28 protein-coding genes are annotated in these 26,508 nt (G+C 60.7%); 8 read left to right on the top strand and 20 right to left on the bottom strand.

The features are described 5' to 3' along the window. Positions 1-97: 97 nt before the first annotated feature. The gene (locus tag BLV67_RS18940; RefSeq protein WP_065930247.1) at positions 98-1,048 is read right to left on the bottom strand and encodes a GlxA family transcriptional regulator; all 951 of its coding nucleotides are present in this window, start codon (positions 1,046-1,048) and stop codon (positions 98-100) included. 181 nt (positions 1,049-1,229) lie between these two features. Here BLV67_RS18940 and BLV67_RS18935 point away from each other — a divergent pair, with 181 nt between their 5' ends. Beyond that, entirely contained in the window at positions 1,230-1,952 is a 723-nt protein-coding gene (locus BLV67_RS18935) for a pirin family protein (RefSeq protein WP_069785861.1), read from the top strand. A gap of 121 nt (positions 1,953-2,073) precedes the next feature. On the opposite strand, the gene BLV67_RS33695 is transcribed toward BLV67_RS18935, so the two are convergent. Next, positions 2,074-2,478 (bottom strand): hypothetical protein, encoded by a 405-nt coding sequence (locus tag BLV67_RS33695; protein WP_176727906.1) that lies wholly within the window; start codon positions 2,476-2,478, stop codon positions 2,074-2,076. Positions 2,479-2,778: 300 nt separating this feature from the next. Continuing rightward, a complete protein-coding gene (locus BLV67_RS18925; RefSeq protein ID WP_069785862.1) occupies positions 2,779-3,777 on the bottom strand; it encodes a quinone oxidoreductase family protein in 999 nt (332 codons plus the stop codon). A gap of 102 nt (positions 3,778-3,879) precedes the next feature. Between BLV67_RS18925 and BLV67_RS18920 the strand changes: the two genes are divergently transcribed. Then, on the top strand, positions 3,880-4,743 hold the full coding sequence (locus BLV67_RS18920; RefSeq protein ID WP_069785863.1) for a LysR family transcriptional regulator: 864 nt from the start codon (positions 3,880-3,882) through the stop codon (positions 4,741-4,743). 1 nt (position 4,744) lies between these two features. Here BLV67_RS18920 and BLV67_RS18915 read toward each other — a convergent pair whose 3' ends face one another. Next, positions 4,745-5,701 (bottom strand): GlxA family transcriptional regulator, encoded by a 957-nt coding sequence (locus BLV67_RS18915; protein WP_069785864.1) that lies wholly within the window; start codon positions 5,699-5,701, stop codon positions 4,745-4,747. Positions 5,702-5,807: 106 nt separating this feature from the next. Between BLV67_RS18915 and BLV67_RS18910 the strand changes: the two genes are divergently transcribed. Further along, on the top strand, positions 5,808-6,350 hold the full coding sequence (locus BLV67_RS18910; protein ID WP_069785865.1) for an acyl-CoA thioesterase: 543 nt from the start codon (positions 5,808-5,810) through the stop codon (positions 6,348-6,350). A gap of 6 nt (positions 6,351-6,356) precedes the next feature. Here the strand turns inward: BLV67_RS18910 and BLV67_RS18905 are convergent, their stop codons facing one another. The 5 genes from BLV67_RS18905 to BLV67_RS18885 all read right to left on the bottom strand — a co-directional run bounded on the left by BLV67_RS18905 (position 6,357) and on the right by BLV67_RS18885 (position 12,148). Then, positions 6,357-7,709: a Fic family protein gene (locus BLV67_RS18905; RefSeq protein WP_069785866.1), complete on the bottom strand. Its 1,353-nt coding sequence runs from the start codon at positions 7,707-7,709 to the stop codon at positions 6,357-6,359. Between the two features lie 150 nt (positions 7,710-7,859). Then, positions 7,860-8,648, bottom strand: coding sequence for an ABC transporter ATP-binding protein (locus BLV67_RS18900; protein WP_069785867.1), 789 nt, complete (start codon positions 8,646-8,648; stop codon positions 7,860-7,862). Next, entirely contained in the window at positions 8,642-9,631 is a 990-nt protein-coding gene (locus BLV67_RS18895; protein ID WP_083269292.1) for an ABC transporter permease, read from the bottom strand. The genes BLV67_RS18900 and BLV67_RS18895 overlap by 7 nt, the downstream gene beginning before the upstream one ends. Continuing rightward, on the bottom strand, positions 9,618-10,676 hold the full coding sequence (locus BLV67_RS18890) for an ABC transporter substrate-binding protein (RefSeq protein ID WP_065930227.1): 1,059 nt from the start codon (positions 10,674-10,676) through the stop codon (positions 9,618-9,620). Before BLV67_RS18890 ends, BLV67_RS18895 begins: the two co-directional genes overlap by 14 nt. 152 nt (positions 10,677-10,828) lie before the next feature. Then, complete coding sequence (locus BLV67_RS18885) at positions 10,829-12,148, bottom strand: LLM class flavin-dependent oxidoreductase (protein WP_069785868.1); 1,320 nt, start codon at positions 12,146-12,148, stop codon at positions 10,829-10,831. Between the two features lie 345 nt (positions 12,149-12,493). Between BLV67_RS18885 and tal the strand changes: the two genes are divergently transcribed. Continuing rightward, entirely contained in the window at positions 12,494-13,417 is a 924-nt protein-coding gene (gene tal / locus BLV67_RS18880) for a transaldolase (RefSeq protein ID WP_069785869.1), read from the top strand. Between the two features lie 415 nt (positions 13,418-13,832). Beyond that, positions 13,833-14,081: a hypothetical protein gene (locus BLV67_RS18875; protein ID WP_056858072.1), complete on the top strand. Its 249-nt coding sequence runs from the start codon at positions 13,833-13,835 to the stop codon at positions 14,079-14,081. Positions 14,082-14,141: 60 nt separating this feature from the next. Here BLV67_RS18875 and BLV67_RS18870 read toward each other — a convergent pair whose 3' ends face one another. The 4 genes from BLV67_RS18870 to BLV67_RS18855 all read right to left on the bottom strand — a co-directional run bounded on the left by BLV67_RS18870 (position 14,142) and on the right by BLV67_RS18855 (position 17,255). Next, complete coding sequence (locus BLV67_RS18870; protein ID WP_065930229.1) at positions 14,142-14,498, bottom strand: lysozyme inhibitor LprI family protein; 357 nt, start codon at positions 14,496-14,498, stop codon at positions 14,142-14,144. A gap of 13 nt (positions 14,499-14,511) precedes the next feature. After that, complete coding sequence (locus BLV67_RS18865; RefSeq protein ID WP_069785928.1) at positions 14,512-15,696, bottom strand: sugar transporter; 1,185 nt, start codon at positions 15,694-15,696, stop codon at positions 14,512-14,514. Positions 15,697-15,807: 111 nt separating this feature from the next. Beyond that, on the bottom strand, positions 15,808-16,170 hold the full coding sequence (locus BLV67_RS18860) for a hypothetical protein (RefSeq protein WP_056857921.1): 363 nt from the start codon (positions 16,168-16,170) through the stop codon (positions 15,808-15,810). An 86-nt stretch (positions 16,171-16,256) separates the two neighbouring features. Beyond that, positions 16,257-17,255, bottom strand: coding sequence for a bile acid:sodium symporter family protein (locus tag BLV67_RS18855; RefSeq protein ID WP_065930231.1), 999 nt, complete (start codon positions 17,253-17,255; stop codon positions 16,257-16,259). A gap of 85 nt (positions 17,256-17,340) precedes the next feature. Between BLV67_RS18855 and BLV67_RS18850 the strand changes: the two genes are divergently transcribed. After that, entirely contained in the window at positions 17,341-18,129 is a 789-nt protein-coding gene (locus BLV67_RS18850; protein WP_069785870.1) for an AraC family transcriptional regulator, read from the top strand. Positions 18,130-18,274: 145 nt separating this feature from the next. Here BLV67_RS18850 and BLV67_RS18845 read toward each other — a convergent pair whose 3' ends face one another. Continuing rightward, a complete protein-coding gene (locus BLV67_RS18845; protein ID WP_069785871.1) occupies positions 18,275-19,288 on the bottom strand; it encodes an ABC transporter substrate-binding protein in 1,014 nt (337 codons plus the stop codon). Between the two features lie 165 nt (positions 19,289-19,453). Between BLV67_RS18845 and BLV67_RS18840 the strand changes: the two genes are divergently transcribed. Both BLV67_RS18840 and BLV67_RS18835 read left to right on the top strand, forming a co-directional pair. Continuing rightward, positions 19,454-19,882, top strand: coding sequence for a hypothetical protein (locus BLV67_RS18840; protein WP_069785872.1), 429 nt, complete (start codon positions 19,454-19,456; stop codon positions 19,880-19,882). Positions 19,883-20,066: 184 nt separating this feature from the next. Then, entirely contained in the window at positions 20,067-20,405 is a 339-nt protein-coding gene (locus BLV67_RS18835; protein ID WP_069785873.1) for a hypothetical protein, read from the top strand. An 82-nt stretch (positions 20,406-20,487) separates the two neighbouring features. On the opposite strand, the gene BLV67_RS18830 is transcribed toward BLV67_RS18835, so the two are convergent. Genes BLV67_RS18830 through BLV67_RS18805 form a run of 6 tightly spaced genes read right to left on the bottom strand, consistent with a single transcriptional unit; the run spans position 20,488 to position 26,428 of the window. Continuing rightward, positions 20,488-22,230, bottom strand: coding sequence for an ABC transporter substrate-binding protein (locus BLV67_RS18830; RefSeq protein WP_065930235.1), 1,743 nt, complete (start codon positions 22,228-22,230; stop codon positions 20,488-20,490). Positions 22,231-22,278: 48 nt separating this feature from the next. Continuing rightward, entirely contained in the window at positions 22,279-22,551 is a 273-nt protein-coding gene (locus BLV67_RS18825; RefSeq protein ID WP_065930250.1) for a DUF2160 domain-containing protein, read from the bottom strand. Positions 22,552-22,562: 11 nt separating this feature from the next. Continuing rightward, the gene (locus tag BLV67_RS18820) at positions 22,563-23,363 is read right to left on the bottom strand and encodes a carbohydrate ABC transporter permease (protein WP_003174634.1); all 801 of its coding nucleotides are present in this window, start codon (positions 23,361-23,363) and stop codon (positions 22,563-22,565) included. A 10-nt stretch (positions 23,364-23,373) separates the two neighbouring features. Then, positions 23,374-24,240: a carbohydrate ABC transporter permease gene (locus tag BLV67_RS18815; protein WP_017137728.1), complete on the bottom strand. Its 867-nt coding sequence runs from the start codon at positions 24,238-24,240 to the stop codon at positions 23,374-23,376. Next, complete coding sequence (locus BLV67_RS18810) at positions 24,237-25,334, bottom strand: ABC transporter ATP-binding protein (RefSeq protein WP_069785874.1); 1,098 nt, start codon at positions 25,332-25,334, stop codon at positions 24,237-24,239. The genes BLV67_RS18815 and BLV67_RS18810 overlap by 4 nt, the downstream gene beginning before the upstream one ends. After that, positions 25,334-26,428 carry an ABC transporter ATP-binding protein gene (locus BLV67_RS18805; protein ID WP_058421312.1) on the bottom strand — a complete coding sequence of 365 codons (1,095 nt, stop codon included), beginning with the start codon at positions 26,426-26,428 and terminating at the stop codon, positions 25,334-25,336. Before BLV67_RS18805 ends, BLV67_RS18810 begins: the two co-directional genes overlap by 1 nt. Between the last annotated feature and the right edge of the window lie 80 nt (positions 26,429-26,508).

Here is a 26,508-nt window from a genome sequence, read left to right as displayed (position 1 = left end):
AGGGGCCTGGAGCTATCTTGCCAGCTATGCGTGACAGGACAATGCTGGCACAGGGAGCGACACGGACAATCAGGGCAGCCAGACGGACATTCCGGCGTCAACTGAACTGTTGTCGGTACTGCGTGGGGTTAAGGCCGAGTTTTTCACTGAACAGAAAGCGCATATGCCGCACGCTGCCGAAGCCTGCGCGGAAAGCCACGGTCTTGAGCGGCAGGTCAGTGCTTTCCAGCAGGTGCCGGGCACGGTCGATGCGCGCGCCTTGCACAAAGGCCATGGGCGTCATCCCCACTTCTTTAGCGAACAGCCGCGCAAAATGGCGCGCGCTCATGCCCGCCAGCGCAGCCATGGACACGATGCTCAATGGCTGGTCCAACTGCGCCAGCACCTGGTTCTGCACGCGGGTGATCGGGGTTTCCAGCGGCGCGACGGCGGCAGTCATCGGGCTGAACTGCGCCTGACCGCCCTGGCGTTTCATCACCACCAGCAACACCTTGGCGACGTCGACCGCCACCTGTCGGCCGTGGTCCTGGGCGATGATCGACAGCGCCAGGTCGATGCCGGCAGTGACCCCGCCGGAGGTAATCAAGCGGCCATCCTGCAAGTAAATGCGGTCGGTCTCGACGATGGCCTTGGGAAAGCCTTTGATCAGGCGATCGGTGTAATGCCAGTGCGTGGTGACGCGGTGGCCGTCGAGCAGCCCGGCATGCCCCAGCACAAAGGCGCCAGTGCAGATCGAACCGAAGCGCCGTGCCCGTGGCGCTGCGGCCCCAAGCCAGGGCAGCAACGCCGGATGGCATTCGTTATAAGCGCCAGGCCCGCCGGGCACCAATAGCAGGTCGTAGGCCTCGTCGGCATGGTCCAGTGGCAGGTCGGCATGCACGTGCACGCCATTGGAGGCGCGCAGCGGGCCGGGCTCAGTGCCGATTGTCAGGATCCGATAATGCTCCGCCGCCGGCAGGTAGCGGTTGGCGATGGAAAATACCTCCAGCGGCCCGGCCATATCGAGCAGCAGGAAGTCTGGAAACAGCACCATGGCCACGGTTTTCATCAAGAGCAAGTCCATCATAACGGGGAGTCGGGGCGGCATTATGGCACGCCTGAAACTGTCAACTAAAATGAGACATTAATTCAATTTTCAGCTTATTAATGAATCCGCTGAAAACCATTAACCTTCTTCTCAACGCAAGCGCTCTGCATTTCGCAGCCTGCGCTCACTAGAGGACAAGACCATGCTGACCCTTCGCAAAGCCTCGGAACGCGGCGCCGCCAACCACGGTTGGTTGAAGTCGTTCCACACCTTCTCGTTCGCCAACTACTGGGATCCCAAGGAGCAGGGTTTTTCCGACCTGCTGGTGATCAACGATGACCGCGTCGCCGCCGGCAAAGGCTTCGGCCAGCACCCGCATCGCGACATGGAGATTTTCTCCTATGTGCTCGAAGGCGCCCTGGAACACAAGGACACCCTGGGCACCGGCTCGGTGATCCGCCCTGGCGACGTGCAATTGATGAGCGCCGGCAGCGGCGTGGCCCACAGCGAGTTCAACCACAGCCAGAGCCATGGCGTGCACTTTTTGCAGATCTGGATTGTGCCGAATGTGGTCGGCGCCGAACCGCGCTATCAGCAGGAGCACTTCAGCGCGGCGCAGAAACGTGGGCGCTTGCAGTTGATCATCTCGCCGGAAGGCGCGGATGGCTCGCTGAACGTTCGCCAGGATGCGCGGGTGTATGCCGGGCTGTTCAAGGGCGACGAAGCCGCCACCCTGGACGTGCCGGCGGACCGCCATGTGTACGTGCATGTGGCCCGCGGCAGCGTCGAACTCAATGGCCAACGCCTGCAGGAAGGCGACGGCGCACGGTTGCGCAATGAACGCCAGATCCGCCTGAGCCAGGGCGAAGACGCCGAGGTGCTGGTGTTTGACCTGCGCCCTCAGGAACTGCCGCAGATGCCTTGAGCGCCGGCACGATGGCCCGCCAAAACGGGCCATCGCTGGCGTCGATAGTCACCATCAGCGCAATGAAGTTCTCTTAAAAAATCCAACGCGTACCATCAAACCCATACCCGGCAACACCCAACTACAACTCTCGGAGCACACCACCATGAAACGCCAACTCTTGCTTAGCCTCGCTTTCTCGGTACTGGCTGCCAACGCTTTTGCCCACCCGGTTGTCGCTGAAGGCGGCGCGGATCGCCTGCAAGGCAGCCACGTAGCCGAAAATGGTTCTGACCGTCTGCAGGAACGCCGTATAGCCGAAGGTGGTGCTGATCGCTTGCAGGAACGCGGTCTGGCTGAAGGTGGTGCTGACCGCCTGCAGGAACGTGGCCTGGCCGAAGGGGGTGCGGATCGCCTGCAGGAACGTGGCCTGGCTGAAGGTGGTGCTGACCGCCTGCAGGAACGCGGCCTGGCTGAAGGTGGTGCGGATCGCCTGCAGGAACGCGGCCTGGCTGAAGGTGGTTCGGATCGTCTGCAGAGCAACCACGTATAACCCTCGCTGTTGGCGAGGCACCCCAAACCGGCCTGATCAGCCGGTTTTTTTTCGCCTGCGATCTGGCCATGTACCCACCCAACTTCTGGTTAACGGGCTGTTGTGGCGAGCAGGCTTGCCCTGCGTTGGGGCGCGCAGCGGCCCTGAAACCTGAACACGCGGTTTAACTGAAAAATCGCATTAGCCGCACTGGGGCCGCTTCGCAGCCCAACGCAGGGCAAGCCTGCTCGCCACAACAAGCCCACTCCCCCCCAACAAACCTACTCACACAATCAAGCCCACTCACCCCACCAATCAGCGCAGGTCGCGGTCCACCCACAACACCGCCTTGCCAATCTGCTGGCGCGCTTCGATGCGTGCGTGCACCTGTTGCACCGTCTCCAGGCGGTAATGGCCCTCGATCTCGACGCTCAACGCCCCTTCCAGCATCGCCGCGAACACCGCATTGGCACGCCGCTGCACGGTCGCCCCGTCGGCCATATGGTCGGCCAGCCGTGGTCGGGTCAACAACAGCGAGCCCGCCTCGCCCAATTCAATCGGGTCAAGGTCGCTCAGCGAGCCCGACACGTTGCCATAATTGACGATCAAACCCCGTGTGCGGCAAGCGCGGAAACTCTCGCGCAAAGTGCTTTTGCCGACTGAGTCAAACACCACATCCACCCCGCGCCCATCGGTGGCTTGCAGCACCTGATCGGCAAAGCCGTCATAGGTCCAGGCCTGGTGGGCGCCGAGTTGCCGGGCAATCGCGCATTTTTCCGCACTGCTGCCGGTGGTGAACACGGTCGCACCCAACCGCCGCGCCATCTGCACCAGCAACTGGCCGATGCTGCCGGACGCCGCGTGAATCAGGCAGCTGCTGCCCGCCTGCAAGCGCGCCACGTCCTCAACCAGGTAGTGCGCGGTGCAGCCCTGAAACATCGCGGCTGCGGCCTGATCGAAGCGAATCGCCGTGGGGATCTGCGCAACCTTATCGGCGGGCACATTGGCATATTCGGCATAGGCGCCCCAGGCAATGCACCAGGCCACCCGGTCGCCCACGGCCAAATGCCTCACGCCGGGGCCGACCTCAACCACCACGCCGGCGCCTTCCATGCCCAAGGTGCAGGGCAAGCGCACCGGGTACGTCATCGACGCCGCGTATTTGCCCTGGCGCGTATGAATATCCATGAAATTGATCCCGGCGCAGGCCACCTTGACCAGCACATGCCCGGCCGTGACCTGGGGTTTGGCCACATCATGGCGCAGTTGGGCGACGTCGGGGCCGCCGTAGGCTTGCAGGGTGATGGCTTTCATCAGGGAACAACTCCGTTTGCACTGGGAAGCGGCCATGGTAAAAGGGTTTATTCGGTTGGAATATTCCCCAATCCCTCCCAGCCTCTGTGCGGAAATAACCCGATGTTCGATTGGCAGGACCTCTACTACTTCACCGTGTTGGCCCGCACCCAGTCGCTATCGGCCGCCGCCCGCGAGTTGCAGGTGGAGCACGCCACCGTCGGGCGCCGGGTCGATGCGCTGGAAAAAGCCCTGGGCGTAAAACTGGTGGACCGCCTGCCCCGCAGCCGCCCGCTCACGGCGCAAGGCCTGGCCTTGGCGCAAGTAGCGGCGGGCATGGGCGATATGGCCACGCAGGTGATGCGTTTGTCGCGTGTTGCCTCCATCGAACTGGCCGGCACTGTGCGCGTCAGTTGCCCGCCGTCCATCGCCAATCACTGCGTCGCCCCTCAGCTTGCGCGTTTACGCGCCCACTACCCGCAGCTGAACCTGGTGCTGATGCCGTCCACTCAACTGGCTGCGCTGGACAAGGGCGAAGCCGACATCGCCTTGCGCACCGCGCGCCCCGACGAAGCAGCCCTGGTGCGGCGCAAGGTCGGCGTGGTGCGCTTCGGCTTATACGCCGCACCTGCGCTCGAGCACTTGCCGGCGGCGCAATGGACCTTCATCGCCTACGACCCCAGCCGCGATCACCTGCCCCAGCAAGCCTGGCTGCATCAACTGCGCGGCCCGCGCCCCGTGGTGTTTGCCGCCAGCGAGTTGATCACCCAGCAAATGGCCGCCCGTGCGCAGGTCGGCGCAGTGGTGCTGCCCACCCTGGTGGGCGATGCCGACCCGCTGTTGATGCGGTTGCCCACGCCCAGCGACGGCCCGGTGCGTGATATCTGGCTGACGGTCTACCCGGACATGCGCCGCTCACCATCGGTGAAAGTGGTGATGGAATTTCTGGTGGAATGCATTGAAGCGCAGGCGCAGCTACGTCGCTGATTCAGGCCGTGGCGAGGAATTTCTTGCGATACGCCGCCGGCAGCATCCCCACGCGCTGCTGGAACAGGCGGCGAAACGAATTACTGTCTTCATACCCCACCGCGTAGGTGATGCTTTCGAGGGTCATGCGCGTGGACTCCAGCATCTGCTTGGCCCGTTCCAGGCGCAGGGTTTGCACATAGACCACGGGCGTATAGCCAGTCGCCTCCTTGAAACGCCGCTTGAAATTGCGCACACCAAAGCCAAAGCGCCGCGCCACGTCGTCAATCACCAACGCCTGGGCAAAGTGCTGCTCCAGCCAATGCTGCACCCGCAGGATCTCGCCGTCGCCGTGGTTCTTGGGCAACGACCACAGGGCGTACACCGACTGCTCGGTACGCACGCCGTCGATCAGCAGGTATTTGCCACAGGTCTGCGCAAGCTCTGGTGAACCGAAGCGGCGGATCAGGTGCAGCATCAGGTCCATCGCCGCGCTGGCGCCACCGCTGGTGATCACGCGGTTTTCTTCACACAGGATCTGCGCGTCCTCCAGGGTCACGTCGGGGTAACGGCGCCGGAACAGCTCGGCAAACGCCCAGTGGGTGGTAGCGCGCAAGCCTTGCAACAGGCCGCTTTCGGCCAGCAAAAAAGCTGCGGTGCACATCGATGCCAACACCGCGCCCTGGGCATATTGCTCGCGCAACCACGGGCCGTAGGCAGGAAAGGTGGGCAACGCCTGCTTGAGGGTAAACAGGAAACCGGGGATCAGGATCAGGTCGGTGCGGCGCACCTGCGCCGCCGCGCACGCCACCTGCATGCACTGCCCGCTCCAAGTGGTGACGGGCTGGCCGTCCAGGGAGACCACCACCACCTCAAAGGGTGGGCTGTCGGCAAACAGATTGGCGGCGCTGAGCATTTCCAGGACGAGGGTGGCGTTGGCGGCAGAACAATCATCGGCCAGGAGCAAGGTAATGTGCATAAAAAGCCTGTTTGCGTTTTTCGCATGTAATAAGTCATTTGCGCACCTACCTTAGCCGATTCCGGCTCCGTACAGTGCGGCTTCTGATCAACTGCCTGGCACGTGTATGAATCTCTGGTTTCGATTGCTGTTTATGTTGTTCCGTCGCCCCTGGCGCAAGCCCGTGCAGGCGTTGGACACCACGGTGGTGCGCATGCGCGTGTGGCCGCTGGACCTTGACCTCAACCGGCACGTCACCAATGGCCGGTATTTCACCCTGGCAGACGTTGCGCGGATGGATTTCGTGCTGCGTACCGGCGCTTTTCGCGTGGCCCTGCGCAACAAGGCAATGCCCATCGTGGGCGACACCTGGGGCAAGTTCCGCCGCGAGCTGAAGCTGTTTGAAGTGTTCGAGGTACACACCCGCATGCTCGGCTGGGACCACAAATGGAGCCTGATGGAGCACCGTTTTGTCAGCCGGGGCCGAGTGGTGGGCGTGGTGGTGATGCGCGGCCTGTTCCGCTGCGCCAAGGGCACCCTGCCCCCGGCCGACTTTGTGCGCGAACTCGGGCTGGCCGAAGCGTCACCGCCCATGCCGCAGTGGCTGAGCGACTGGGCAAACAGTTGTGATGAGATGAGCGTGCAGTTGCGGGCGCAGGAGCAGGTTTAAGCGCACCTAGGCCTTGGATGCGAGTTTCTTCAGGTTGGCTTCGGCGTCATCCCTGGCCAGATAAAGGAAGCTTTTGCCTTCCTGGACCTTGAACAACACCTTCATGCCGACCAACTTCTCCAGGTCCTTACGCGCGGTATTTTCCGAAACGTCATAGTCATGGGTGATCTCCTTGGGCGTGAAGGTACGCCCTGGGTATTGCAGCACCTTTTTAAGGAAATGCCCCTGCCGATAATTGAGTGCATCTTTCAATTCAAGCGTATCCAGCCAGCCCATCAGCTCGGTGGCTTCTTTCCTTTTGGCCTCGAAATACGTCATGAACGCTTGCATTGCACGTTCAATGACGCGCAGTTGGTAAATCACGAAATAGGTCAGGTCGAAGGCGTCGGTTTCCGTGTAGACATAGGAACGCCCATAGTGCATTGGCGCCTCTTTAAGCAGCGTGCTGATAGAAATATATTCAAACGGCCAGTAACCACTTTTGAGCATGAACCAATAAAACAAAGCGCGTGCGGTGCGCCCGTTCCCGTCCCTGAACGGATGCTCATAGCCCAGCATGAAATGCAGGATGATGGCTTTCACCACTGGGTGGATAAAGTGCCTGCCCTCCTGCCCATCATGCCGCTCATTGGCAAACCGGCAGAGCGCTTCAAGCCTGGCTGGCAGCAAGGCGGCCTTGGGCGGCTGATGCACAATGTCATTGCCCGCACCGCCGACAAACACATCGTCTTCGTCCCTGATGGCCCCCGGATGAACATGCGCCTCATCAATGCCCGCCGTGGCAATGCCATGAAACTCGCAGATCAACCCGAGCGACAGACTTTCGTCCTTGTTGTATTTGGCATGCTTCATCAGTTGATAGTTGTTCAGGATCATCCGCTCATCATCATCTTGAGGCGGGCGTTCCTTGGCCAACATGTCCTTGGCGATTTTACGGGTCGTCGCGGCGCCTTCCAGTTGGGCGCTGGAGATGGCTTCCTCCATCATCAAGGCGTCAACCAGGTAGCGGGTGTTATCCCGGTATTGAGGAGACGACGCCGCCGCCCCGCCCAACCTGGACGTCAGCGACTCTACGGCGTGAACGACCGCATCACAGAAGTCCGTGGTGCACACAAAAAAAGGGCTGCCGCACTCGCTGCGCAGTTCGAGGGTCTTGCTTGCGCAGGCCCGCGACATTTTGATCGCGGCCCAAGCAGCGTCTTTATTGATGCCCGGCGCGGGATATCGACGAAATTCATCCCAGTGCAAGTATCGACCTTTGCCGTCGACCGCTTTGTAGACGCGCGCCAGCTCGAAAACCTCCAGGCCATATTGCTTTAACAAGTCGGCGAATTCGGTTGGCTTATGGATTCTCGCCATGGCTGAAACTCAATTTTCTAAAATTGAGTTGATCCTTGCGCGTTGGGGTTGGCGGTGTCAAGGACTATGCAGTCAGGCTGTGGGGGTGCGGGACGCGGAGCGCCCCAAGCGGCATTCCCACGCAGAGCGTGGGAACGATCAGACCGACAACTACCAGCTCTCCCCCAACCCCAACAACCCCATAATCTGCCGGCGCAAATCCACCAGATAGGCATCATCGCGATGCCGGGGGTACGGCCGATCGATGGTCAACTGCGCCTGGATCTTCGCCGGGCGGTCGCTGAATACGATCACGCGGTTGGCCAGCAGCAGGGCTTCTTCCACGTCGTGGGTCACCAGCAGCGCCGTGTAACCCTGGCGCTGCCACAGGTCGATAAGCTCCTTTTGCAGGGTGATGCGCGTCAGCGAGTCCAGCTTGCCCAGGGGTTCATCCAGGATCAGCAACCGTGGCTGGTTGACCAACGCACGGGCCAGCGCCACGCGCTGGGCCATGCCGCCAGAGAGTTGCCGAGGATAAGCGCGCGCGAACGGGCCGAGGCCGACTTTTTCCAGGGCTTGATCGACCTTGGCCGAGTGGGTCTTGAGCAAGCCTTGAGCCTCCAGGCCCAGTGCGACGTTGTCCCACACGCGGCGCCACGGGTACAGGGTCGGGTCCTGGAACACCACCACGCGGCTCGGGTCGGGGCCTTTGATGGCGTGCCCGTCGGCCAGCAAACGCCCGGAGTCAGCCGGTTCCAACCCGGCCACCAGGCGCAGCAAAGTGGATTTGCCGCAGCCCGAAGGCCCGAGCAACGCCACGAACTCACCGGGCGCCACCTCCAGGGAAACCCGCTCCAATACCGGCAAATGCTGCCCGTCCAGTGCAAAGCCATGGCTGAGGTTTTCAATGCGCAGCGCCAGCCCCGACGAGGGTTGGACTGCCTGTGCCAGCGCTACCATTTCATCGCTCCTTTCTGCCAGGCCAACAACCGGTCACGCACCAGGAACAACCCGGTGATCAACCCCGAACACGCCAGCGCCATGATCAACAGGGCCGCGTACATATTCGCGTAGGCGGCCCAACCCTGGGCCCACTGCAAGTACCAGCCGATACCGGATTTAACCCCCATCATTTCGGCCACCACCAAGGTCGAAAACGAGGCGCCCAAACCCATGAACAGGCCGACAAACACGTGGGGCAACGCGGCGGGAATCGCCACTTTGAAAATCAGGAAACCCGGCTTGGCACCCAAGGTGCGCGCCACGTCGTAATAAGCTTTATCGACACTCGCCACGCCGGACCAGGTCAGCACCGTGACCGGAAACCAGGTGGCCAGCGCGATCAGGAACACACTCGCGCTCCAACTGCTGGGAAACAGGAAAAAACACAGTGGCAGCAATGCCGTCGACGGCACCGGCCCGAGGATGCGCAGCACCGGGTGCAACCAATAGCCGATGCGCGTGGACCAGCCGATGGAGACGCCCGCGACAAACCCGGTAGCAGCGCCCAACGCCACGCCCGAACCCAGCAGCAAGGCCGAATGCAGCAGACTGTCGGCCAGGCGCGCATAGTCTTCGATATACACCGCGAGCAAGGCCTGGGGCGGCGCAAAAAACGGCACCGGCAGCAGCGCCAGCTTGGCGGTGAGCAGCTCCCAGATACCCAGCAACACGGGCAAGGCAATCAGCCACGGCCCGGCGTTTTTCAAGCGCTGGCCGAGCCGCGAAAAACGCCGCCCCAGCAGGCTCAACACGATGAACAGCGCAGCCACCGCCACGCACACATTGGCCAGCCCCTGGGTCATTGGCCAGTTGCGCACGGCATTGGGCCAATAGCTGATCAACAGCGCCACGGCCACCCAGGCAGCCACCACCGTTGCGCCCTGCCAGCCGGCCTTGAATGCCAGGCTTGGGTTCAGGGTGGTTGCATCAACTGAAGACATCAGCGGTGATCTCCTTGGCAAACTCCACCGGGTCGGTGCCCTTGCTGATCACCTCGACGGTTTTCAGGTCGGTGACATAGGTGGTGATTTCCTGCGTCAATGCCGCGCCGACCGCATGGTGACCGTGGGTGTGATCGTGCAGGATCGCCTGCACTTCTTCTGTCGTAGTATTGAGCGCATAGGCCTGGAAGCCCTTGGCGACCTCTTCGGGGTGCTGCACGGAATAATCATGGGCCTCCAGAATCGCCTGGGTCAGCGCCGCCACCACGCGCTTGTCTTCACGTACCAGCTTGCCGGTGACGCCGACCACGCAGCAGCTGAGGTTGGCGTATTCCTCCACCAGGTTGGTGGACAACTCCCGCGCCACGCCGGACTTGATCAGGCGGTACATGAACGGGTCACTGCCGCTGACCGCCTGCACTTCGCCACGCTCCAGCGCGGTGCCCAGCAGGTCGGCCGGGTACAGGCGCCACTCCACATCGCGCACCGGGTCGACGCCGTGCTTTTTCAGCAGGATCGAGAAGAAATTGCGGTCGGGGCTGGCCATGTCGGTGACGCCGATGGCCTTGCCCTTGAGGTCCTCCAGCTTATTCACGCCACCGTTCGCGGCACTCAGCAAGCGCAAGCAACCGCCGTGGGTGCCGGCCGTGAGCTTGACGTCAAAGCCTTGTTCCAGCGCCTTGAGCCAACGCAGCGCCATGCCGATGCCGGCATCCGCCTTGCCGGTGGCGATGGCTTCGAGCAGCACTTCGGTGGAGTTGCCGAAGTTGACCAGCTCTACATCAAGGTTGTGTTTGCTGAAAAATCCCTGGCCGTGGGCGATCACCACGGGTGCCAGGCACACAGCGTTGAGGTTGACCGCCAGTTTGAGCTTGCGCGGCGAGTCGAGGCGGATGAACGCGCCGGTGCCTGCTGGTTCCGCAGGCGTGCCGTGCCCGGCGTGCTCGTCGGCCGCAAAGCCCAGGCTGGGCAGCGCCAGGCCGGCCATGGAAATGCCTGCCATGCCGAGCAAGCGGCGACGGGTCAAGTGATCGAAAGCAGCCATGCGCAATATCCCTTTAAATTGATGTACCCAATAAAAAACACCGCCGCCCTAATGTGGGAGCTGGCTTGCCTGCGATAGCGCAGTGTCAGCCGACAACGATGCAAACTGACCCACCGCTATCGCAGGCAAGCCAACTCCCACATAGAACGCATTCAGTCCAGCCCCAGGTGCTCACGCAGCGTCGAGCCTTCGTACGCGGTGCGGAACAGGCCCTTGCGCTGCAAATGCGGAATCACGCTCTCGACAAATTCGGTGAACGAGCCCGGCAAGTACCCCGGCGAAATCACAAAGCCGTCGCAACCGCCTTGCTTGAACAGCTCGGCCAATTGGTCGGCGATCTGCGCGCCGGTACCCACCAGTTGCGGCACGCGCACGCTGCTGGCGAAGATCCGGCCAAGTTGTTCCAGGGTCAGCTCAGCGCCTTGCATCAGCAGCTTTTCAGCGGCCGCCGGGTGGATCAGCGGCGACTGCGCCACCTCGGCCAGGGTGGCCGACAACGGGAACGGCGACAGGTCCACATTCAATTGCGAAGCCAGTGTCACCAGCCCCAACTCCGGCCGCGCCAGAGCGTTGTGCTGGTCGCGCTTGGCGCGGGCTTCGGCTTCGCTGCCGCCAATGAACGGCATCACCGCCGTGAGTATTTTGCAGCTGTCGGCGGCGCGGCCTTGTTGCACCACCTGGGCGCGCACGTCATCGCGAAACGCCCGCATCGCCGCCAGGTGCGGGTGAATGGTAAAAATCGCCTCGGCCCACCGTGCGCCAAAGCGCCGACCACGCCCGGACGAACCGGCCTGGATCAGCACCGGCCGGCCCTGGGGCGAACGCGGGATATTCAGTGGGCCTTCGACCCGGAACCACTCGCCCTGGTGTTGCACCGAGGTAATCAATGCCGGGTCGGCAAGCACCCCGCTTTCGCGGTCGAGCTTCAGCGCGTCCTTGCCCCAGCTGTTCCAGAGTTTCAGCGCGACCTCGACAAACTCATCGGCGCGGTCGTAGCGCAGGTCGTGCTCCAGGTGCTTGGCCTTGCCGAACAAACGCCCTTCGCTGTCGTTCATCGAGGTGACGATATTCCACGCCGCGCGGCCCTTGGACAGGTGGTCCAGGGTGGCAAACTCGCGGGCAATATGCGCCGGTTCGTAATAGGTGGTGGAGCGGGTCGCGCCCAGCCCAAGCCGGGTGGTCTGGCCGATCAGGTACGACAGGATCGGCAACGGGTCCAGGCGCGTGGCGTCCTGGGCGCCGTAGCGCAAGGCAAACTCACGGGAGCCGCCCATCTGGTCGCCCACGGCCAGGCGATCGGCGAAGAACAGGAAATCGAACAGGCCTTCTTCCACAACCTTGGCGATACGCGTGTAGTACTCGGGGTCGAGGTAATTGCCGACGGTTTCGGGGTGGCGCCATACCGCGTGGCTGTGCACCACCGGGCCGCTTAACAGGAAGGCTGACAAATGGATCTGGCGGCGTGTGGTCATAAAGCGTCTTCGCGGGAAAATTCGCCTTTGATTATATTAATCACACACAATTATGAAAGAATCATATAACTCTATGGTTATGCCCGATTGGTCGGATGTTACAAAAAGTGCCCTAAGCTCAGATCGAAAGAGTATTTATCGAATGCTTTTTCATAACTCCAAGCTTGGCGCTATTTCGCAAAAAAATCGCGGTGATGACGGGCACGCCTTACGCCAAGGCGGTGGATGCGCAGGATGTGCAGATTTGGAAGCCTTAAGGCCGCGACAGGTTTACGCACGGTAAACAGGGCGCCCTGGAAATGGTACAACAGCTACCCTTCACTCTTTTCCTGGGGACCGCCGCTCATGACGTCCAAGCTCGAACAACTCAAGCAATTTACCACCGTGGTCTGCGACACCGGCGACCTGGAAGCCATCAGCCGCCTGCGCCCGGTGGATGCCACCACCAACCCGTCGCTGCTGCTCAAGGCCGCCGCCATCCCGGAATACGCCGAGCTGCTGCGCAATGCGGTGAACCTGTCCAAAGGCGATGTGGACCTGGCCTGCGACCACTTTGCGGTGTCGGTGGGCGCGGGCATTCTCAAGGTGATTCCGGGGCGTATTTCCACGGAAGTCGACGCACGTTTGTCGTTCGACGAAGACGCGCTGTGGGCCAAGGCCAACCAGCTGATCGCCCTGTACGACCAGGCCGGTATCGGCCGCGACCGCGTGCTGATCAAACTGGCCTCCACCTGGGAAGGCATCCGCACCGCCGAGCGCCTGGAAAAAGCCGGCATCCAGACCAACCTCACCCTGCTGTTTTCCTTCGCCCAGGCCCAGGCCTGCGCCGATGCCGGGGTGTTTTTGATCTCGCCGTTCGTGGGCCGCATCTACGACTGGTACCGCAAAAACACCGGCCTGGACTACACCGGTGCCGAAGACCCAGGCGTGCAGTCGGTGACGCGTATCTACAACTACTACAAGGCCAACACAATCGACACCGTGGTGATGGGCGCCAGCTTCCGCACCTTGAGCCAGATCGAAGAACTGGCCGGTTGCGACCGCCTGACCATCAGCCCTGACCTGCTGCAAAAACTGGCTGACGATAACGGCGTGCTGCAACGCAAATTGGCGCCGGGCGCAGAAGGCGAAGCGCGCCAGCCATTGACCGAAGCGCAGTTCCGTTGGGCGTCGAATGAAGATGCGATGGCCACCGAGAAGCTGGCCGAAGGCATTCGCCAGTTTGCGCGGGGCCAGGAGAAACTCGAGGCGGTACTGGCTGCACTGTAAGGGTCTAAAACTGCATGCGGTCAAATGTGGGAGCTGGCTTGTGGCGAGCAGGCTCCCACAGAAAAGCAGATTGCCGCACAGGCGAATGATCCAAATTTTAGATCCCGCCCATTTGCCTGTTGCCCCTGAGAACCTCGCACGTTAACCTTTCAACTCGCAGCAAACGCTGCGATTGGACTTGGCGGTCCGACCAGATATAGGCGCAACAGCGCCCCCAACACGATTGCAGGCGCTTTTTTTGCGCCCGTGATTTCGTGCAATGGCGGGTTGCGCAGGGACTTCTTCGGAAGTGCCGGGTCCTATATCCCCGGTCCGCCAACCTTGCGTAATCCGCCACCCTAATTCTGCTTGGCGGCAGAAGGTGACGGCTCATTCAGATATAGGAGCAAGATCCATGACCGCACAAGATCGGTATATGCCCATCACAGGCCCCGATTGCACTATCCCTACCCTGCTTATCGACACTCAGGCACCACTGGACGCACTGCATGATGCCGCGGTGTTTCGCATACGGGCAGTCACTCAATTTCTGGAGAACCTGGCGCTTCGCGATGGGCTCAGCAGCGACGCTGTTGTGCTGCAGGACTTCGCGTTGCTGTTGAGTATTCCACTGCGTGACGGTTGCGATTTACTCGATGTGATTGGGCGAAGATTGCGAGCGTAGGGCTGTAAAGAAAAATGGGCGACCTGTTGGTCGCCCTCTAACTGCCGCATCGGGAATGACTCAAAACGGCCCTTTCGTCATCACCCGCTCATCAATAAACCCGCGCAACATGCCGATCCGCTGCGTATAAGCAGCGCTCAGGCAACTGACTTTTGCCCCGCAGGCATGGCGCTGCTTGAGCCACTCGGCCTGCCCGTCCATCAATGAACCGCGCCCGCCCATGGCCATAAAGTGCTTGTTCAGGTCGTAGAGCAACGCCATGGTCACGTCCTGATCGTTGAGGCTGACATTTTTGCAGATGGTGATTTCGTCAGGCGCCCGAGCCTTGGCGCAGTCGAAACTGGCGGCAACGCTCGAAGGGCTGAGCAACAGCGCAGACACGCTGGCAAACATCGCGAAAACAGCAGGTTTGATCATCAATCGTTACTCCTCAGTTACGCACCACACCCGTCCCAAACTTGCGAATCGCCAGGCAATACCCGATCAACGCCACGGCCGCCAACGCCCCGCCCGCCACGCCGATCCAGGCGAAGCCGAAGTGGCTGCCGACCCAACTGCCCATCAGGGCGCCGCCGCCGATGCCGATGTTGTAGATGCCGGAGAACATTGCCATGGCCACGTCGGTGGCGTCCGGTGCCAGCACCAGTACCTTCGATTGCATCGCCAGGCCGAAGCCCATGATCGCCATGCCCCAGAAAATGCTCAGTACCACCAGGTACGACTCGGCGCCGCTCAAGGGCAGCATCAGGGTCAAGCAGGCCGCGAGCAGGAACACCGCGCTGACCACGAAAATATGCGGGTTGAAACGGTGCACCAGGCTGAACAGCAGCGAGCCGATGATGCCCGCGCCGCCGAACACCAGCAAAATCAGGGTCACGGCGCCACCGCCCAAACCGGCCACGCCTTCAACGAAGGGTTCGATGTAGCTGTAGGCGGTGAATTGCGCGGTGACGGTCATGGCGGTGAGCACGTACAGCGCCACCAGTGCCGGGCGTTTGAACAGTAACGGCAGGCTGCGCAGCGAGCCGGAGTTCTGGCTCGGCAGCGGCGGCAAGGTGCGCGCCAGCCAGAACACCAGGGCGGCGGCAAACGCGGCGATCACCAGGAAGGTGGTGCGCCAGCCCATGGCTTCGCCGAGCAGACGGCCCAGGGGAATGCCCAACACCATCGCCAAAGAGGTGCCAGTAGCCAACAACCCAAGGGCTTGCACCTGCTTGCCTTCCGGCGCCAGGCGCACGGCCAGGGACGCGGTAATCGACCAGAACAGCGCGTGGGACAACGCAATGCCGATGCGACTGACCATCAGCAGGCCAAAACTGTTGGCGACGCTGGAGAGGATATGGCTGGCGATAAACAGGCCGAACAGCACGATCAGCAATTTGCGCCGCTCGACGTTACGCGTCAGCAGCATCACCGGCAGCGAGGTCAACGAGACGATCCAGGCATAGATGGTGAGCATCAGGCCGACGCTGGCGATGGGCATGTCGAAGCTCGCACCGATGGCGCTGAGCAAACCGACGGGCACGAATTCGGTGGTATTGAACACAAAGGCGGCTAGCGCCAAGGCGATGACCGGTTGCCAATTGGCTTGGGGCGTTGCGGCTGAAATGCTCATTGGCGGGCGAGATACTCTGGCGATGATCCAACGGCCGCGCAGAACAGCGCCGCCGCCGAGCATTCTATAGGTTTCTTGGCCCGCTGTTGACGCGGATCGTCGCCCAAAAGCTTAGGGCGAGGTCATGGTAATCACGTAGTTCCCCGACTGGATCGGCTTCCCAAAGGCGTCCACCAGCAGGTAACGCTGGTTGTAATAACGCCCGTCGCCGCTGTCTGCCACCAGCTTTACATGGGCGGCGTTGACGCTGGCCACTGGCGCCATATTGCGCACCTCGAAGCGGCTGCCGCGATTGGAACTGGCGCACCCGGTCAACTCCATCACCGCGCCACTGCGCGCATTTGTCGCACAGCCAGGTTCGACGATGGCGCCGCGAAACTGAATGGTGCCCTGCCCGATGGTCTGCGCGGCACCACAGGCGCCCGCCCATAGGCAAAACAGGCCGGTAAACAGCGAAATACCTTTAACGTTCATGCCGACACTCCTTATTGGGCTCTCAATAAGGAAGTCGTCCGCTCGGGCGTTAACTTGAGGTCAATCGCGCCAAGGTGTGCGCTGGATCACGGATCGACCTGGCCCATCATCTCGGGGATGCTTTCCGGGCGCTTGGCGTAGCGCTGCGCCAACGCCGCACAGACCATCAACTGGATCTGGTGAAACAGCATCAACGGCAAAATCAGCACGCCCATGGTCGCCCCGGCGAACAGCACCTGGGCCATCGGCACGCCGGTGGCCAGGCTTTTCTTCGAGCCGCAGAACAGGATGGTGATGCGGTCTTCCTGGCTGAAGCCAAACGCCTTGCCCAGCACGGTGGACGCCACCAGCACCAAGGCCAGCAACACGCAGCAGGCGACGACCAGACCGCCCAGCTCCCACAGCGGGATCTGGTGCCAGATGCCTTCGTTGACCGCTTCGCTGAACGCGCCATACACCACCAGCAGAATCGAGCCTTGATCGACGAACTTCAGCCAGGACTTGTTACGGCCCACCCACTCGCCAATCCAGCGCCGGGCAATTTGGCCCGCCACGAAAGGCAGCAACAGTTGCACGCTGATTTTCAGGATCGCGTCGACCGTCGAGCCGCCATCGCCGTGTACGTTAAGCAGCAAGGTCACCAGCAACGGCGTCAGGAAGATGCCGAACAGGCTGGAAGCCGCCGCGCTGCAGATGGCTGCCGGGATGTTGCCGCGCGCCAGCGAGGTGAAGGCAATCGCCGATTGCACCGTGGCCGGCAGCGCGCACAGATACAGCATGCCCATGTACAGGTCATTGCCGATCAGCGGCGACAGCAGCGGCTTGAGCGCCAGGCCCAGCAACGGGAACAGCACAAAGGTCAGGCTGAACACCAGCAAATGCAGGCGCCAGTGCCCGGCACCGGCGACGATGGCCTGGCGCGACAGCTTGGCGCCGTGCAGGAAAAACAGCAGCGCGATGGCCAGGTTAGTCACCCAGCCGAAGGCCACGGCGGTCTGGCCGCTGGCGGGCAGCAGTGAGGCGAGGATCACCGTGGCGATCAGGGTCAGGGTGAAGTTGTCAGGTAGAAATCGCGGGCGGGTCATAAGCAAATCTTCCAGGGGTTGCCAAGAGCATCGCTGCGACTCTAACTTAACGGCTTGTTACCGACTAACGCCAATGAGCCAGTAAATGCCGCCTAAAGGACATGACAAGACGGTTCGGCGCACTGTCCCCGGGCTTTCCAGCCTGCCGCGCCCGGTGTATGGGCGCACCGAATCACTGCCCAACCGCGCGCTGACCCGTCGGCACAGCCACCCGTGGGTGCAGTTGTCGTATGCGATTTCGGGGGTGCTGGAGATCCAGACCAGTGTCGGCCGCTTCGTCGCCCCGCCTCAGCGTGCCGTGTGGATTCCGGCGGGCGTGCCGCACCGGGTATTCAGTTCACCGCACACGGAAATGCGCAGCCTGTACCTCGATTGCAGCGTCACCGCCTGGGCGGCAGAGCGTTGCCAGGTGCTGGAGGTGAGCAGTTTGTTGCGCGAGTTGATCCGCAGTTTCAGCGAGTTGCCGGTGGAATATGCCGAGGATGGGCCAGACGGGCGGCTGGCTCAGGTGGTGCTCGACCAGCTTGCGGCCGCCCCCCAAGTGGATTTGATGCTGCCGTTGCCCCATGACCCGCGGCTGCGGCAGATTTACCGCAGCCTGAACCTGCACCCGGAGCAGCAGACCACCTTGGGTGACTGGAGCCAGAAGCTTGGGGTCAGTGAAAAGACCCTGAGCCGGTTGTTTTTGAGTGACACCGGGCTGACCTTTCGCGCCTGGCGTCAGCGCCTGCGCTTGCTGAGCGCCCTGCCCGCGCTGGAGCAAGGCGAACGGGTGACGGATGTGGCGCTGGGGTGTGGGTATGAGTCGACGTCGGCGTTTATCAATGCGTTTCGGCAGCAGTTTGAGTCTACGCCCGGCGAATTCTTCCGCTGACATAACAGATATAGGAGATCCAATTGTGGGAGCGGGCTTGCTCGCGAATACGGTGAACCAGCCAATGAATCTGGCGACTGACACACCGCATTCGCGAGCAAGCCCGCTCCCACACTTTGACTGTATTTCACTTCAAAAAAGGCGCTTAGCTGCCATCTCCACCATGGGCCTCTTCAAAGAAGTAATCCTTCCAGCTCGCCGCCTTGTTCTTCAGCACGCCCAATTCCTGCAACTTCTGCGCATAGATAAACGTACGCTGCGGCACGATGGTGAAGTCGATTTCCGGGTCCTGGACGATTTTCTCCACCAGATCCAACGGCAGCTTGGACTCCTCTACGCGGATATACGTCTTGGCGGCCGCAGGTTTATCGGCCTTGATGATCTTCTCGGCCTCCGCCAGCGCGTCATAAAACGCCTTGTAGGTCTTGGGGTTGTCATCGTGAAATTTCTGCGTGGTATAGAGCACGTTGAACGACGCCTGCCCGCCAAGAATGTCGTAGGAACTGAGCACCTTGTGCACCTTGGGGCTCAACAACTCCTGATACTGAAACGGCGGGCTGGAGAAGTGTGAATTAATCTCCGAACCACCGGCAATCAACGCCGCCGTGGCATCCGGGTGGGCCAGGCTGATCGAGATATCATCAAACTTCTTGAAATTGGCATCGCCAAACAGCTTGGCGGTCTCGATCTGTAAAGTACGCGACTGGAAACCCACGCCAGCGGCCGGCACCGCGATGCGGTCTTTGTCGGTGAAGTCCTGCAAGGTCTTCACGTTAGGATTATTGGTCAGCAAGTAATTGGGCATCGAACCCAGGGAAGCGATGGCCTTGACGTTCTGCTTGCCCTTGGTGCGGTCCCACAGGGTGAGCATCGGCGGCACACCGGCCGAAACCACGTCCAGGGCGCCGGCCAGCAGTGATTCATTCATGGCGGTGGCGCCGGAAATGCTGTTCCATTCCACCTGGATATCCAGGCCCTGCTCCTTGCCATGTTTTTCGATCAGGTGCTGGTCGCGCACTACGTCGAGGATCAGGTAGCCGATACCGAATTGCTGGGCAATGCTGATCTTGCCTTCGGCGTGGGCGCCGGGGCTGAGCAAGGCGCTCGCGGCCGCCAGGGACGCGGCCAACAGGGTCAGGGAGGAACGCTTGAAAGTCATGGGAATCTGCCGCGTTTTCGAGAAGGTGATAGAGCCTAGCGACGAATTTTAAGACTGGAAAAGAATATCGGGATCTATTGTTATGCTAATCATCCCCAAAATGCCCTATGGCTGTTATTGTGCCGCGCTTTGAAATACACCTGCCAACCTGCGAGGAAATAGCCGTTGAACACTGACGATAAAATGACTGGGGATCTGTTCGAGGTCGATAAGCGCCTGTCACTCAAGCCCGTGGTGGACTTCAACGCTTACCTGCGCAGCGCGTTCGGCGATGGCCCGTGCACCTGCGTGCGCTGCACCGCCGCCAACGGCGACGAAACCGGCTACGCGTTCCAGCACACCTTCAGCTTTGACGGCAAACCTACGCACCGCCGCTTCGCCTCAACGGCGGGCAGTGATGTGTTGATGGTGTTGAAGAAAGCGTGGTTGTCCTACACCAAGGCCGAGCTGCCGCTCAGTGGTGTGTTGGTGCTGGAGACGGTGAAAGAGTTTGTCGAGCCGCAGTTGCACAAGCGTGTGGCGCCGCTGTTTTTGGCCAGTGGGTTGGTCAAGGATGTGGATGGGCAGTTACAGGTTCAGCCGCAGGCGAGTTGAACCCACTCGAGAATTTTTAGGAAATAAAAACAACTGCTCTACTTATCAAACAGTATGAAAACTGTCAATTTTCACAGTATAAAACCTATTCGCCCAGCCTTACATTCAGTGCATTCAGGCCGTGATTTTCTAGCCAACCCTACCAACGTCTGAATAATTGCACACTCAATTAAGGATGATCAAAATGACTTTGATATATGGCAGCCAAGGCGACATTCCCAGTGACCTCGCCGGGGCGAATGATGTGACTGTAATTGCTCTACTGGCCAACATGATGGGACGCTATAGGGTTCTTCCAAACGACCGCCCTGGTGCAACGGTTTTGATCGTTACCCAAGACTGTCAGTACGGAGAACTCACTACGACGAACATTAATGGCCACGCGCCTGATACCGTACTTTATCTAAAGCAAAATCATGTGTATCACCTGACTTCCACGGGTTCGACCTGGGATATGACAATCAGGGATCTGCGATCGGGCGCTGGCTACGGCGTCGTCAATATCCCACCATCCCATCAGTAACGTCCCTTAAACGGACCAGCCATCCGTTCTGCTCCTGAAAAACGGCACGCAAGCGTGCCGTTTTGTCATCACGAACCAGTGATTACTTGCGCGCCGCCTCCCACTGCTTCAACAGGTCACCATAAGCCACGGTCTCACCTTTAGGCTTCTCATTCGCCAGCTTGGGCTTCGGCGCACCCGGCTGGTCAAACCAGTATTGCGCATCCCGCTCCGGGTTCATTTTCGGGCCGCACACCGGCTGCACCTTGGAGCGTTCCAGGCGCGTCATGATCGCGTCCTGCTCCTTGGCCAGGTTATCCAGCGCCTGTTGCGGGGTTTTCTCGCCGCTGGCCGCTGCGGCGATGTTGCTCCACCACAACTGCGCCAGGCGTGGGTAGTCGGGCACGTTGGTGCCGGTCGGGGTCCATTCCACCCGTGCCGGGCTGCGGTAGAACTCCACCAGGCCGCCGAGTTTCGGCGCCATGTCGGTCATGGCCTGGGAGTTGATATCGGACTCACGAATCGGCGTCAGGCCAACGATGGTTTTCTTCAGCGACACGGTTTTCGAGGTCACGAACTGCGCGTACAGCCAGGCCGCGAGTTTTTGCTTCTCGGGCGTGGACTTGAGGAAGGTCCAGGAACCCACGTCCTGATAACCCTTCTTCATGCCCTTTTCCCAATACGGCCCGACCGGCGACGGCGCCATGCGCCACTTCGGCGTGCCGTCGGCATTCACCACCGGCAGGCCCGGCTTGGTCATGTCGGCCGTAAACGCGGTATACCAGAAGATCTGCTGGGCGATATTGCCCTGGGACGGCACCGGGCCGGATTCGGAGAAGGTCATGCCCGCCGCTTCCGGTGGCGCGTAGGCTTTCATCCAGTCCACGTATTTTTGCGTGGCAAACACCGCGGCCGGGCCGTTGGTGTCGCCGCCACGGGTCACGCTGGAACCCACCGGGTGGCAGTCCTCCACGCGAATGCCCCACTCGTCCACCGGCAAGCCGTTGGGCAGGCCCTTGTCGCCGCCGCCGGCCATGGAGAACCAGGCATCGGTGAAACGCCAGCCCAGGGACGGGTCTTTTTTGCCGTAGTCCATGTGCCCATAGATGCGTTTGCCGTCGATCTCCTTGACGTCTTCGCTGAAGAATTTGGCAATGTCTTCATAGGCCGACCAGTTCACCGGCACACCCAGCTCGTAGCCGTACTTTTCCTTGAACTTGGCTTTGAGGTCCGCGCGTTCGAACCAGTCGGCGCGGAACCAGTAGAGGTTGGCGAACTGCTGGTCGGGCAACTGGTAGATCTTGCCGTCCGGCGCCGTGGTGAAGGAGATGCCGATAAAGTCCTTGATATCCAGGGTCGGCGAGGTGAAATCCTTGCCTTCGTTGGCCATCAGGTCGGTGATGGATTCGGTCTTGCCATAGCGAAAGTGCGTACCGATCAAGTCGGAATCGTTCACCCAGCCGTCATAGATATTCTTGTCGGACTGCATCTGGGTTTGCAGCTTCTCGACCACGTCGCCTTCCTGCAGCAGGTCGTGGGTCAGCTTGATGCCGGTGATTTCGCTGAAGGCCTTGGCCAGTACCTTGGATTCGTACTCGTGGGTGGTGAGGGTTTCCGACACCACGTTAATCTTCATCCCACGGAACGGTTCCGACGCCTTGATAAACCACTTCAACTCTTCGAGCTGCTGGGCTTCGGTGAGGGTGGACGGTTTGAACTCGCTGCCGATCCATTTTTTCGCGGCATCTTCGTACGCATCGGCCCAGGCCGTGGCGCTCAAACCGCTTAAGGCCAGTACGGCGGCCAATGAAATGCTATGTCGCAGCTTATTGTTTTTATTCAACATAGAGACCTCCTGGTGGTTTATTCATAAGGGCACTAGTTCATAAGGGCACTAGCCCCAACGCATCACACTCAACAGCCATACCAGGGATAGCGCAGACGCCACCCAGATGCTCCAGTCGGTAACGCCGATCACCAGCAAATGCAGGTAGGCGCTGCCGAGAAGACCGATAAACAAACGATCACCACGGGTGGTGCTGATCGGCAACACACCGCGCCGAGGAATACTCGGCGAACGCAGTTCCCAGGTGGTCATGCCTGCCAGCAGCAGGCCAATCGTCACAAAGAACAGTGCGGTGGGTGTGGTCCAGGCCATCCATTCCATCATCGAACCCTCTAGACCCGGCCCAGGGCAAAGCCCTTGGCCACGTGGTTGCGAACAAACCAGATCACCAGCATGCCTGGCAGAATGGTCAACACCCCGGCCGCTGCCAGCACGCCCCAATCAATGCCGGAGGCCGAGACCGTGCGCGTCATCACCGCCGCGATGGGCTTGGCGTTGACCGAGGTCAAGGTGCGCGCCAGCAGCAGTTCGACCCAGGAAAACATGAAGCAGAAAAACGCGGTCACGCCGATACCGGAGCCAATCAACGGGATAAAAATCTTCACGAAAAACTTGGGAAAACTGTAGCCGTCGATGTAGGCGGTTTCGTCGATTTCCTTGGGTACGCCGGACATGAAGCCTTCCAGGATCCACACCGCCAACGGCACGTTGAACAGGCAATGCGCCAGCGCCACGGCGATGTGCGTATCGAACAGCCCGATGGACGAATACAGCTGGAAAAACGGCAGCAAAAACACCGCCGGCGGCGCCATGCGGTTGGTCAGCAGCCAGAAGAACAGGTGCTTGTCGCCCAGGAAACGATAGCGCGAAAACGCATAGGCCGCCGGCAGCGCCACGCTCAGGGAGATCACCGTGTTCAGGCTCACGTAGTACAGCGAGTTGAGGTAACCGGTGTACCAGCTCGGGTCAGTGAAGATCACCTTGTAGTTGGCCAGGGTAAAGTCCTGCGGAAACAGGGTCAGCCCGCCGAGGATTTCGGTGTTGCTCTTGAAGGACATGTTCAGCAGCCAGTAGATCGGCACCAGCAGAAACAGGATGTAGATCAGCAGCGGGATAACCTTGCGCTTGCTCATGTTGGCGGCCTCAGCGGTTGGCGTCGGAGTGGGTCATGGCGGTGTAGAACAGCCAGGACACCAACAGGATGATCAGGAAGTACACCAGAGAAAACGCTGCCGCCGGGCCCAGGTCGAATTGGCCTACGGCCATTTGGGTCAAGGTCTGACTGAGGAAGGTGGTGGCGTTACCCGGCCCGCCGCCCGTCAGCACGAATGGCTCGGTGTAGATCATGAAGCTGTCCATAAAGCGCAACATCACCGCGATCAGCAGCACGCTTTTCATCTTTGGCAACTGGATATGTCGGAACACCGCCCAGGCGGATGCGCGATCAATCCGCGCGGCCTGGTAGTACACGTCCGGTATGGCGCGCAGCCCCGAGTAACACAGCAGCGCCACCAGTGACGTCCAGTGCCACACGTCCATCACCAGCACCGTCACCCAGGCGTCCATGGTGTTGGCCGCATAGTTGTAGTTGATGCCCATGGCGTTGAGCGTCGAACCCAACAGGCCAATGTCGGCGCGGCCAAAAATCTGCCAGATGGTGCCGACCACGTTCCACGGGATCAGCAGCGGAATCGCCAGGATGATCAACACCAATGATGACCAGCGTCCCTTGGTCGGCATGGTCAGGGCGATGGCGATGCCCAGCGGGATTTCGATCAGCAGCACGCAGGCCGAGTAGATGAACTGGCGCAGCAAGGAATCATGCAGGCGCGGGTCGAGCAGCACCTGTTTGTACCAGTCGGCACCGACAAAGTAGCGGCTGGACTGGTCGAAAATATCCTGCACCGAATAGTTGACCACGGTCATCATCGGGATCACCGCGCTGAACGCCACCAGCAGGAACACCGGCAACACCAGCCACCAGGCCTTGTTGTTCTGCACCTTGTTCATGGCTGCACCTCCAGCAGGTAATCGTCGGCGTACACCATCAACCATTGCGTGGGAAAACTGATGGAGGCGTGGCCTTCGGGCACCGGTTTGTCTTCGGCCAGGCGCACTTTCAACGGCGCGCCGTCGAGGTTGAGGGTCATGATCTTGTAGGTGCCGAGGTCTTCCACATGGACGACGTCGGCCTGCAGCGCGTCAGGGTTGTACTCGTCCCACACGTGGATAAATTCCGGGCGGATACCCACCTGCAGCTTTTTGTAGTCCGCCTCGCACAGGCGCTGTTGCAAGGCCTCGGACAGCGGCAATAACGTGCTGGCAAAGCGCACGCCGCCGGCTTCGGCCTGCACCTCGATCAGATTCATCCCGGGGCTGCCGATGAAATAGCCGACAAAGGTGTGGCTGGGCCGCTCGAACAGCTCACGCGGCGTGCCGAACTGCACGATCTGCCCGCCGTACATCACCGCGATTTTGTCAGCGAAAGTCGACGCCTCAAGCTGGTCGTGGGTGACGTAGACCATGGTGATATTGAACTGCTCATGAATCTGCTTGAGCTTGCGGCGCAGTTTCCATTTGAGGTGCGGGTCGATCACCGTCAGCGGTTCGTCGAACAGGATCGCCGACACGTCATCGCGCACCAGGCCACGGCCCATGGAAACTTTTTGTTTTTCATCGGCGGTGAGGTTGCGGGCTTTTTTGCTCAGCAGGGCTTGCAGGTCGAGGACTTCGGCAATTTCCTGCACCTTGCTGTGAATTTTCGCCTCGGCCATGCCCTGGTTCCGCAGGGGAAACGCCAGGTTGTCGAACACCGTCATGGTGTCGTACACCACCGGGAACTGGAACACCTGGGCGATATTGCGTTTCTCGGGAGTGAGGTCGTTGACCACTTTGGCGTCAAACAACACCTGGCCTTCGGACGGGCTGAGCAACCCGGAGATGATATTGAGCAAGGTCGACTTGCCACAGCCCGACGGCCCGAGCAAGGCGTAGGCGCCGCCCTGCTCCCACACATGGTTCATGGCCCGAATGGCGTAGTCCTCAGGGCCATTGGGTGTAGGGCTGTAGCTGTGCGCGAGGTTCTGCAAATGGATCTCGGCCATCAGGCAACCCTCGCAACGCGGCGCCCGGGGGCCTGGACCAAACGGCCCTGGCCATCAAACACGAAGAGTTTATGGGTAGGGATATACACACGGATCGGCGCGTCGACGTCGTATTCATGCACGCCCGGCAGATGCAGTACCAACAAAAAGTGCTCGCTGCGCACATGCAGGAAGGTTTCCGAGCCGCTGATCTCGGCCACTTCCACGGTCACCGCCAGTTCCAGGTCATCGTCGTTGCTCGGCACCAGGCTGATATGGCTGGGGCGCACGCCAAACCGGAACTCGCCTTCGCCGATCGGGCGCAAGTCCACATTCAACGGGAAGTGCACGACATTGGCAAAGCTCACTTCATTGCCACTGATCCGCCCCGGCATCAGGTTGATCGGCGGTTCGGAGAACAGCTCGGCGGCCAGCACCGTCTGGGGCTGGTGATACACCTCGGCAGCCTTGCCGCTCTGGATCACCCGGCCTTCGTGCAGGATGGTGGTAGTGCCACCGAGGGCCAGGGCTTCATTGGGTTCGGTGGTGGCGTAGATGGCGATGGTGTGGCGCGCCTTGAACAGTTCGCGCATTTCCTGACGCAGCTCTTCGCGCAGTTTGTAGTCCAGGTTCACCAGCGGCTCATCGAACAGGATCAGCTCGGCGTCTTTGACCAAGGCCCGGGCCATGGCCGTGCGTTGCTGCTGGCCGCCGGACAGCTCCAGCGGATGGCGCTGCAGGAATTTCTCGATGCGCAGCATCTGCGCGGTTTCCAGCACCTTGCTGTGGATCAGCTCGTTGGACACACCGGCCTGACGCAACGGCGAGGCGATGTTTTCGAACACGGTCATGGTCGGGTAGTTGATGAACTGCTGGTAGACCATCGACACGTTGCGCAGGCGCACCGGCTTGTGGGTGACGTCGACGCCGTTCATCAGGATGCGGCCGCTGTCGGGCTTGTCCAGCCCGGCCATCAGGCGCATCAGGCTGGTCTTGCCGGACAGCGTGCGGCCGAGCAATACGTTGAAGGAACCGGCTTCGAAACGCAGGTTGGCGTCGTCGATCCAGGTCTGGCCTTCGACAACGCGGGAGACATGTTCCAGGGTCAATGACATGACACGCCCTTTTTATTATTGGAATGATTCTGGCCATTCGTAGCAGCGAGTTTCGTGCCAGAAGTGGCAGGTGGCTGATC

It is taken from the genome of Pseudomonas salomonii (assembly GCF_900107155.1).
Lineage (GTDB): Bacteria > Pseudomonadota > Gammaproteobacteria > Pseudomonadales > Pseudomonadaceae > Aquipseudomonas > Aquipseudomonas salomonii.
This window is presented reverse-complemented; position numbering and strand designations above follow the sequence as displayed.

Excerpts from the sequence above, each read along its gene's own strand:
- BLV67_RS18855 (WP_065930231.1), bottom strand. The coding sequence starts at position 17,255 with ATGACCCGCCCGCGATTTCTACCTGACAACTTCACCCTGACCCTGATC.
- BLV67_RS18830 (WP_065930235.1), bottom strand. The coding sequence starts at position 22,230 with ATGTTGAATAAAAACAATAAGCTGCGACATAGCATTTCATTGGCCGCC.
- BLV67_RS18820 (WP_003174634.1), bottom strand. The coding sequence starts at position 23,363 with ATGAGCAAGCGCAAGGTTATCCCGCTGCTGATCTACATCCTGTTTCTG.
- BLV67_RS18940 (WP_065930247.1), bottom strand. The coding sequence starts at position 1,048 with ATGAAAACCGTGGCCATGGTGCTGTTTCCAGACTTCCTGCTGCTCGAT.
- BLV67_RS18935 (WP_069785861.1), top strand. The coding sequence starts at position 1,230 with ATGCTGACCCTTCGCAAAGCCTCGGAACGCGGCGCCGCCAACCACGGT.
- BLV67_RS18870 (WP_065930229.1), bottom strand. The coding sequence starts at position 14,498 with ATGATCAAACCTGCTGTTTTCGCGATGTTTGCCAGCGTGTCTGCGCTG.
- BLV67_RS18900 (WP_069785867.1), bottom strand. The coding sequence starts at position 8,648 with ATGGTAGCGCTGGCACAGGCAGTCCAACCCTCGTCGGGGCTGGCGCTG.
- BLV67_RS18860 (WP_056857921.1), bottom strand. The coding sequence starts at position 16,170 with ATGAACGTTAAAGGTATTTCGCTGTTTACCGGCCTGTTTTGCCTATGG.
- BLV67_RS18815 (WP_017137728.1), bottom strand. The coding sequence starts at position 24,240 with ATGAACAAGGTGCAGAACAACAAGGCCTGGTGGCTGGTGTTGCCGGTG.
- tal (WP_069785869.1), top strand. The coding sequence starts at position 12,494 with ATGACGTCCAAGCTCGAACAACTCAAGCAATTTACCACCGTGGTCTGC.
- BLV67_RS18825 (WP_065930250.1), bottom strand. The coding sequence starts at position 22,551 with ATGGAATGGATGGCCTGGACCACACCCACCGCACTGTTCTTTGTGACG.
- BLV67_RS18895 (WP_083269292.1), bottom strand. The coding sequence starts at position 9,631 with ATGTCTTCAGTTGATGCAACCACCCTGAACCCAAGCCTGGCATTCAAG.
- BLV67_RS18845 (WP_069785871.1), bottom strand. The coding sequence starts at position 19,288 with ATGACTTTCAAGCGTTCCTCCCTGACCCTGTTGGCCGCGTCCCTGGCG.
- BLV67_RS18850 (WP_069785870.1), top strand. The coding sequence starts at position 17,341 with ATGCCGCCTAAAGGACATGACAAGACGGTTCGGCGCACTGTCCCCGGG.
- BLV67_RS18925 (WP_069785862.1), bottom strand. The coding sequence starts at position 3,777 with ATGAAAGCCATCACCCTGCAAGCCTACGGCGGCCCCGACGTCGCCCAA.
- BLV67_RS18910 (WP_069785865.1), top strand. The coding sequence starts at position 5,808 with ATGAATCTCTGGTTTCGATTGCTGTTTATGTTGTTCCGTCGCCCCTGG.
- BLV67_RS18835 (WP_069785873.1), top strand. The coding sequence starts at position 20,067 with ATGACTTTGATATATGGCAGCCAAGGCGACATTCCCAGTGACCTCGCC.
- BLV67_RS18885 (WP_069785868.1), bottom strand. The coding sequence starts at position 12,148 with ATGACCACACGCCGCCAGATCCATTTGTCAGCCTTCCTGTTAAGCGGC.
- BLV67_RS18915 (WP_069785864.1), bottom strand. The coding sequence starts at position 5,701 with ATGCACATTACCTTGCTCCTGGCCGATGATTGTTCTGCCGCCAACGCC.
- BLV67_RS18890 (WP_065930227.1), bottom strand. The coding sequence starts at position 10,676 with ATGGCTGCTTTCGATCACTTGACCCGTCGCCGCTTGCTCGGCATGGCA.
- BLV67_RS18920 (WP_069785863.1), top strand. The coding sequence starts at position 3,880 with ATGTTCGATTGGCAGGACCTCTACTACTTCACCGTGTTGGCCCGCACC.
- BLV67_RS18810 (WP_069785874.1), bottom strand. The coding sequence starts at position 25,334 with ATGGCCGAGATCCATTTGCAGAACCTCGCGCACAGCTACAGCCCTACA.
- BLV67_RS18865 (WP_069785928.1), bottom strand. The coding sequence starts at position 15,696 with ATGAGCATTTCAGCCGCAACGCCCCAAGCCAATTGGCAACCGGTCATC.
- BLV67_RS18805 (WP_058421312.1), bottom strand. The coding sequence starts at position 26,428 with ATGTCATTGACCCTGGAACATGTCTCCCGCGTTGTCGAAGGCCAGACC.
- BLV67_RS18875 (WP_056858072.1), top strand. The coding sequence starts at position 13,833 with ATGCCCATCACAGGCCCCGATTGCACTATCCCTACCCTGCTTATCGAC.
- BLV67_RS18905 (WP_069785866.1), bottom strand. The coding sequence starts at position 7,709 with ATGGCGAGAATCCATAAGCCAACCGAATTCGCCGACTTGTTAAAGCAA.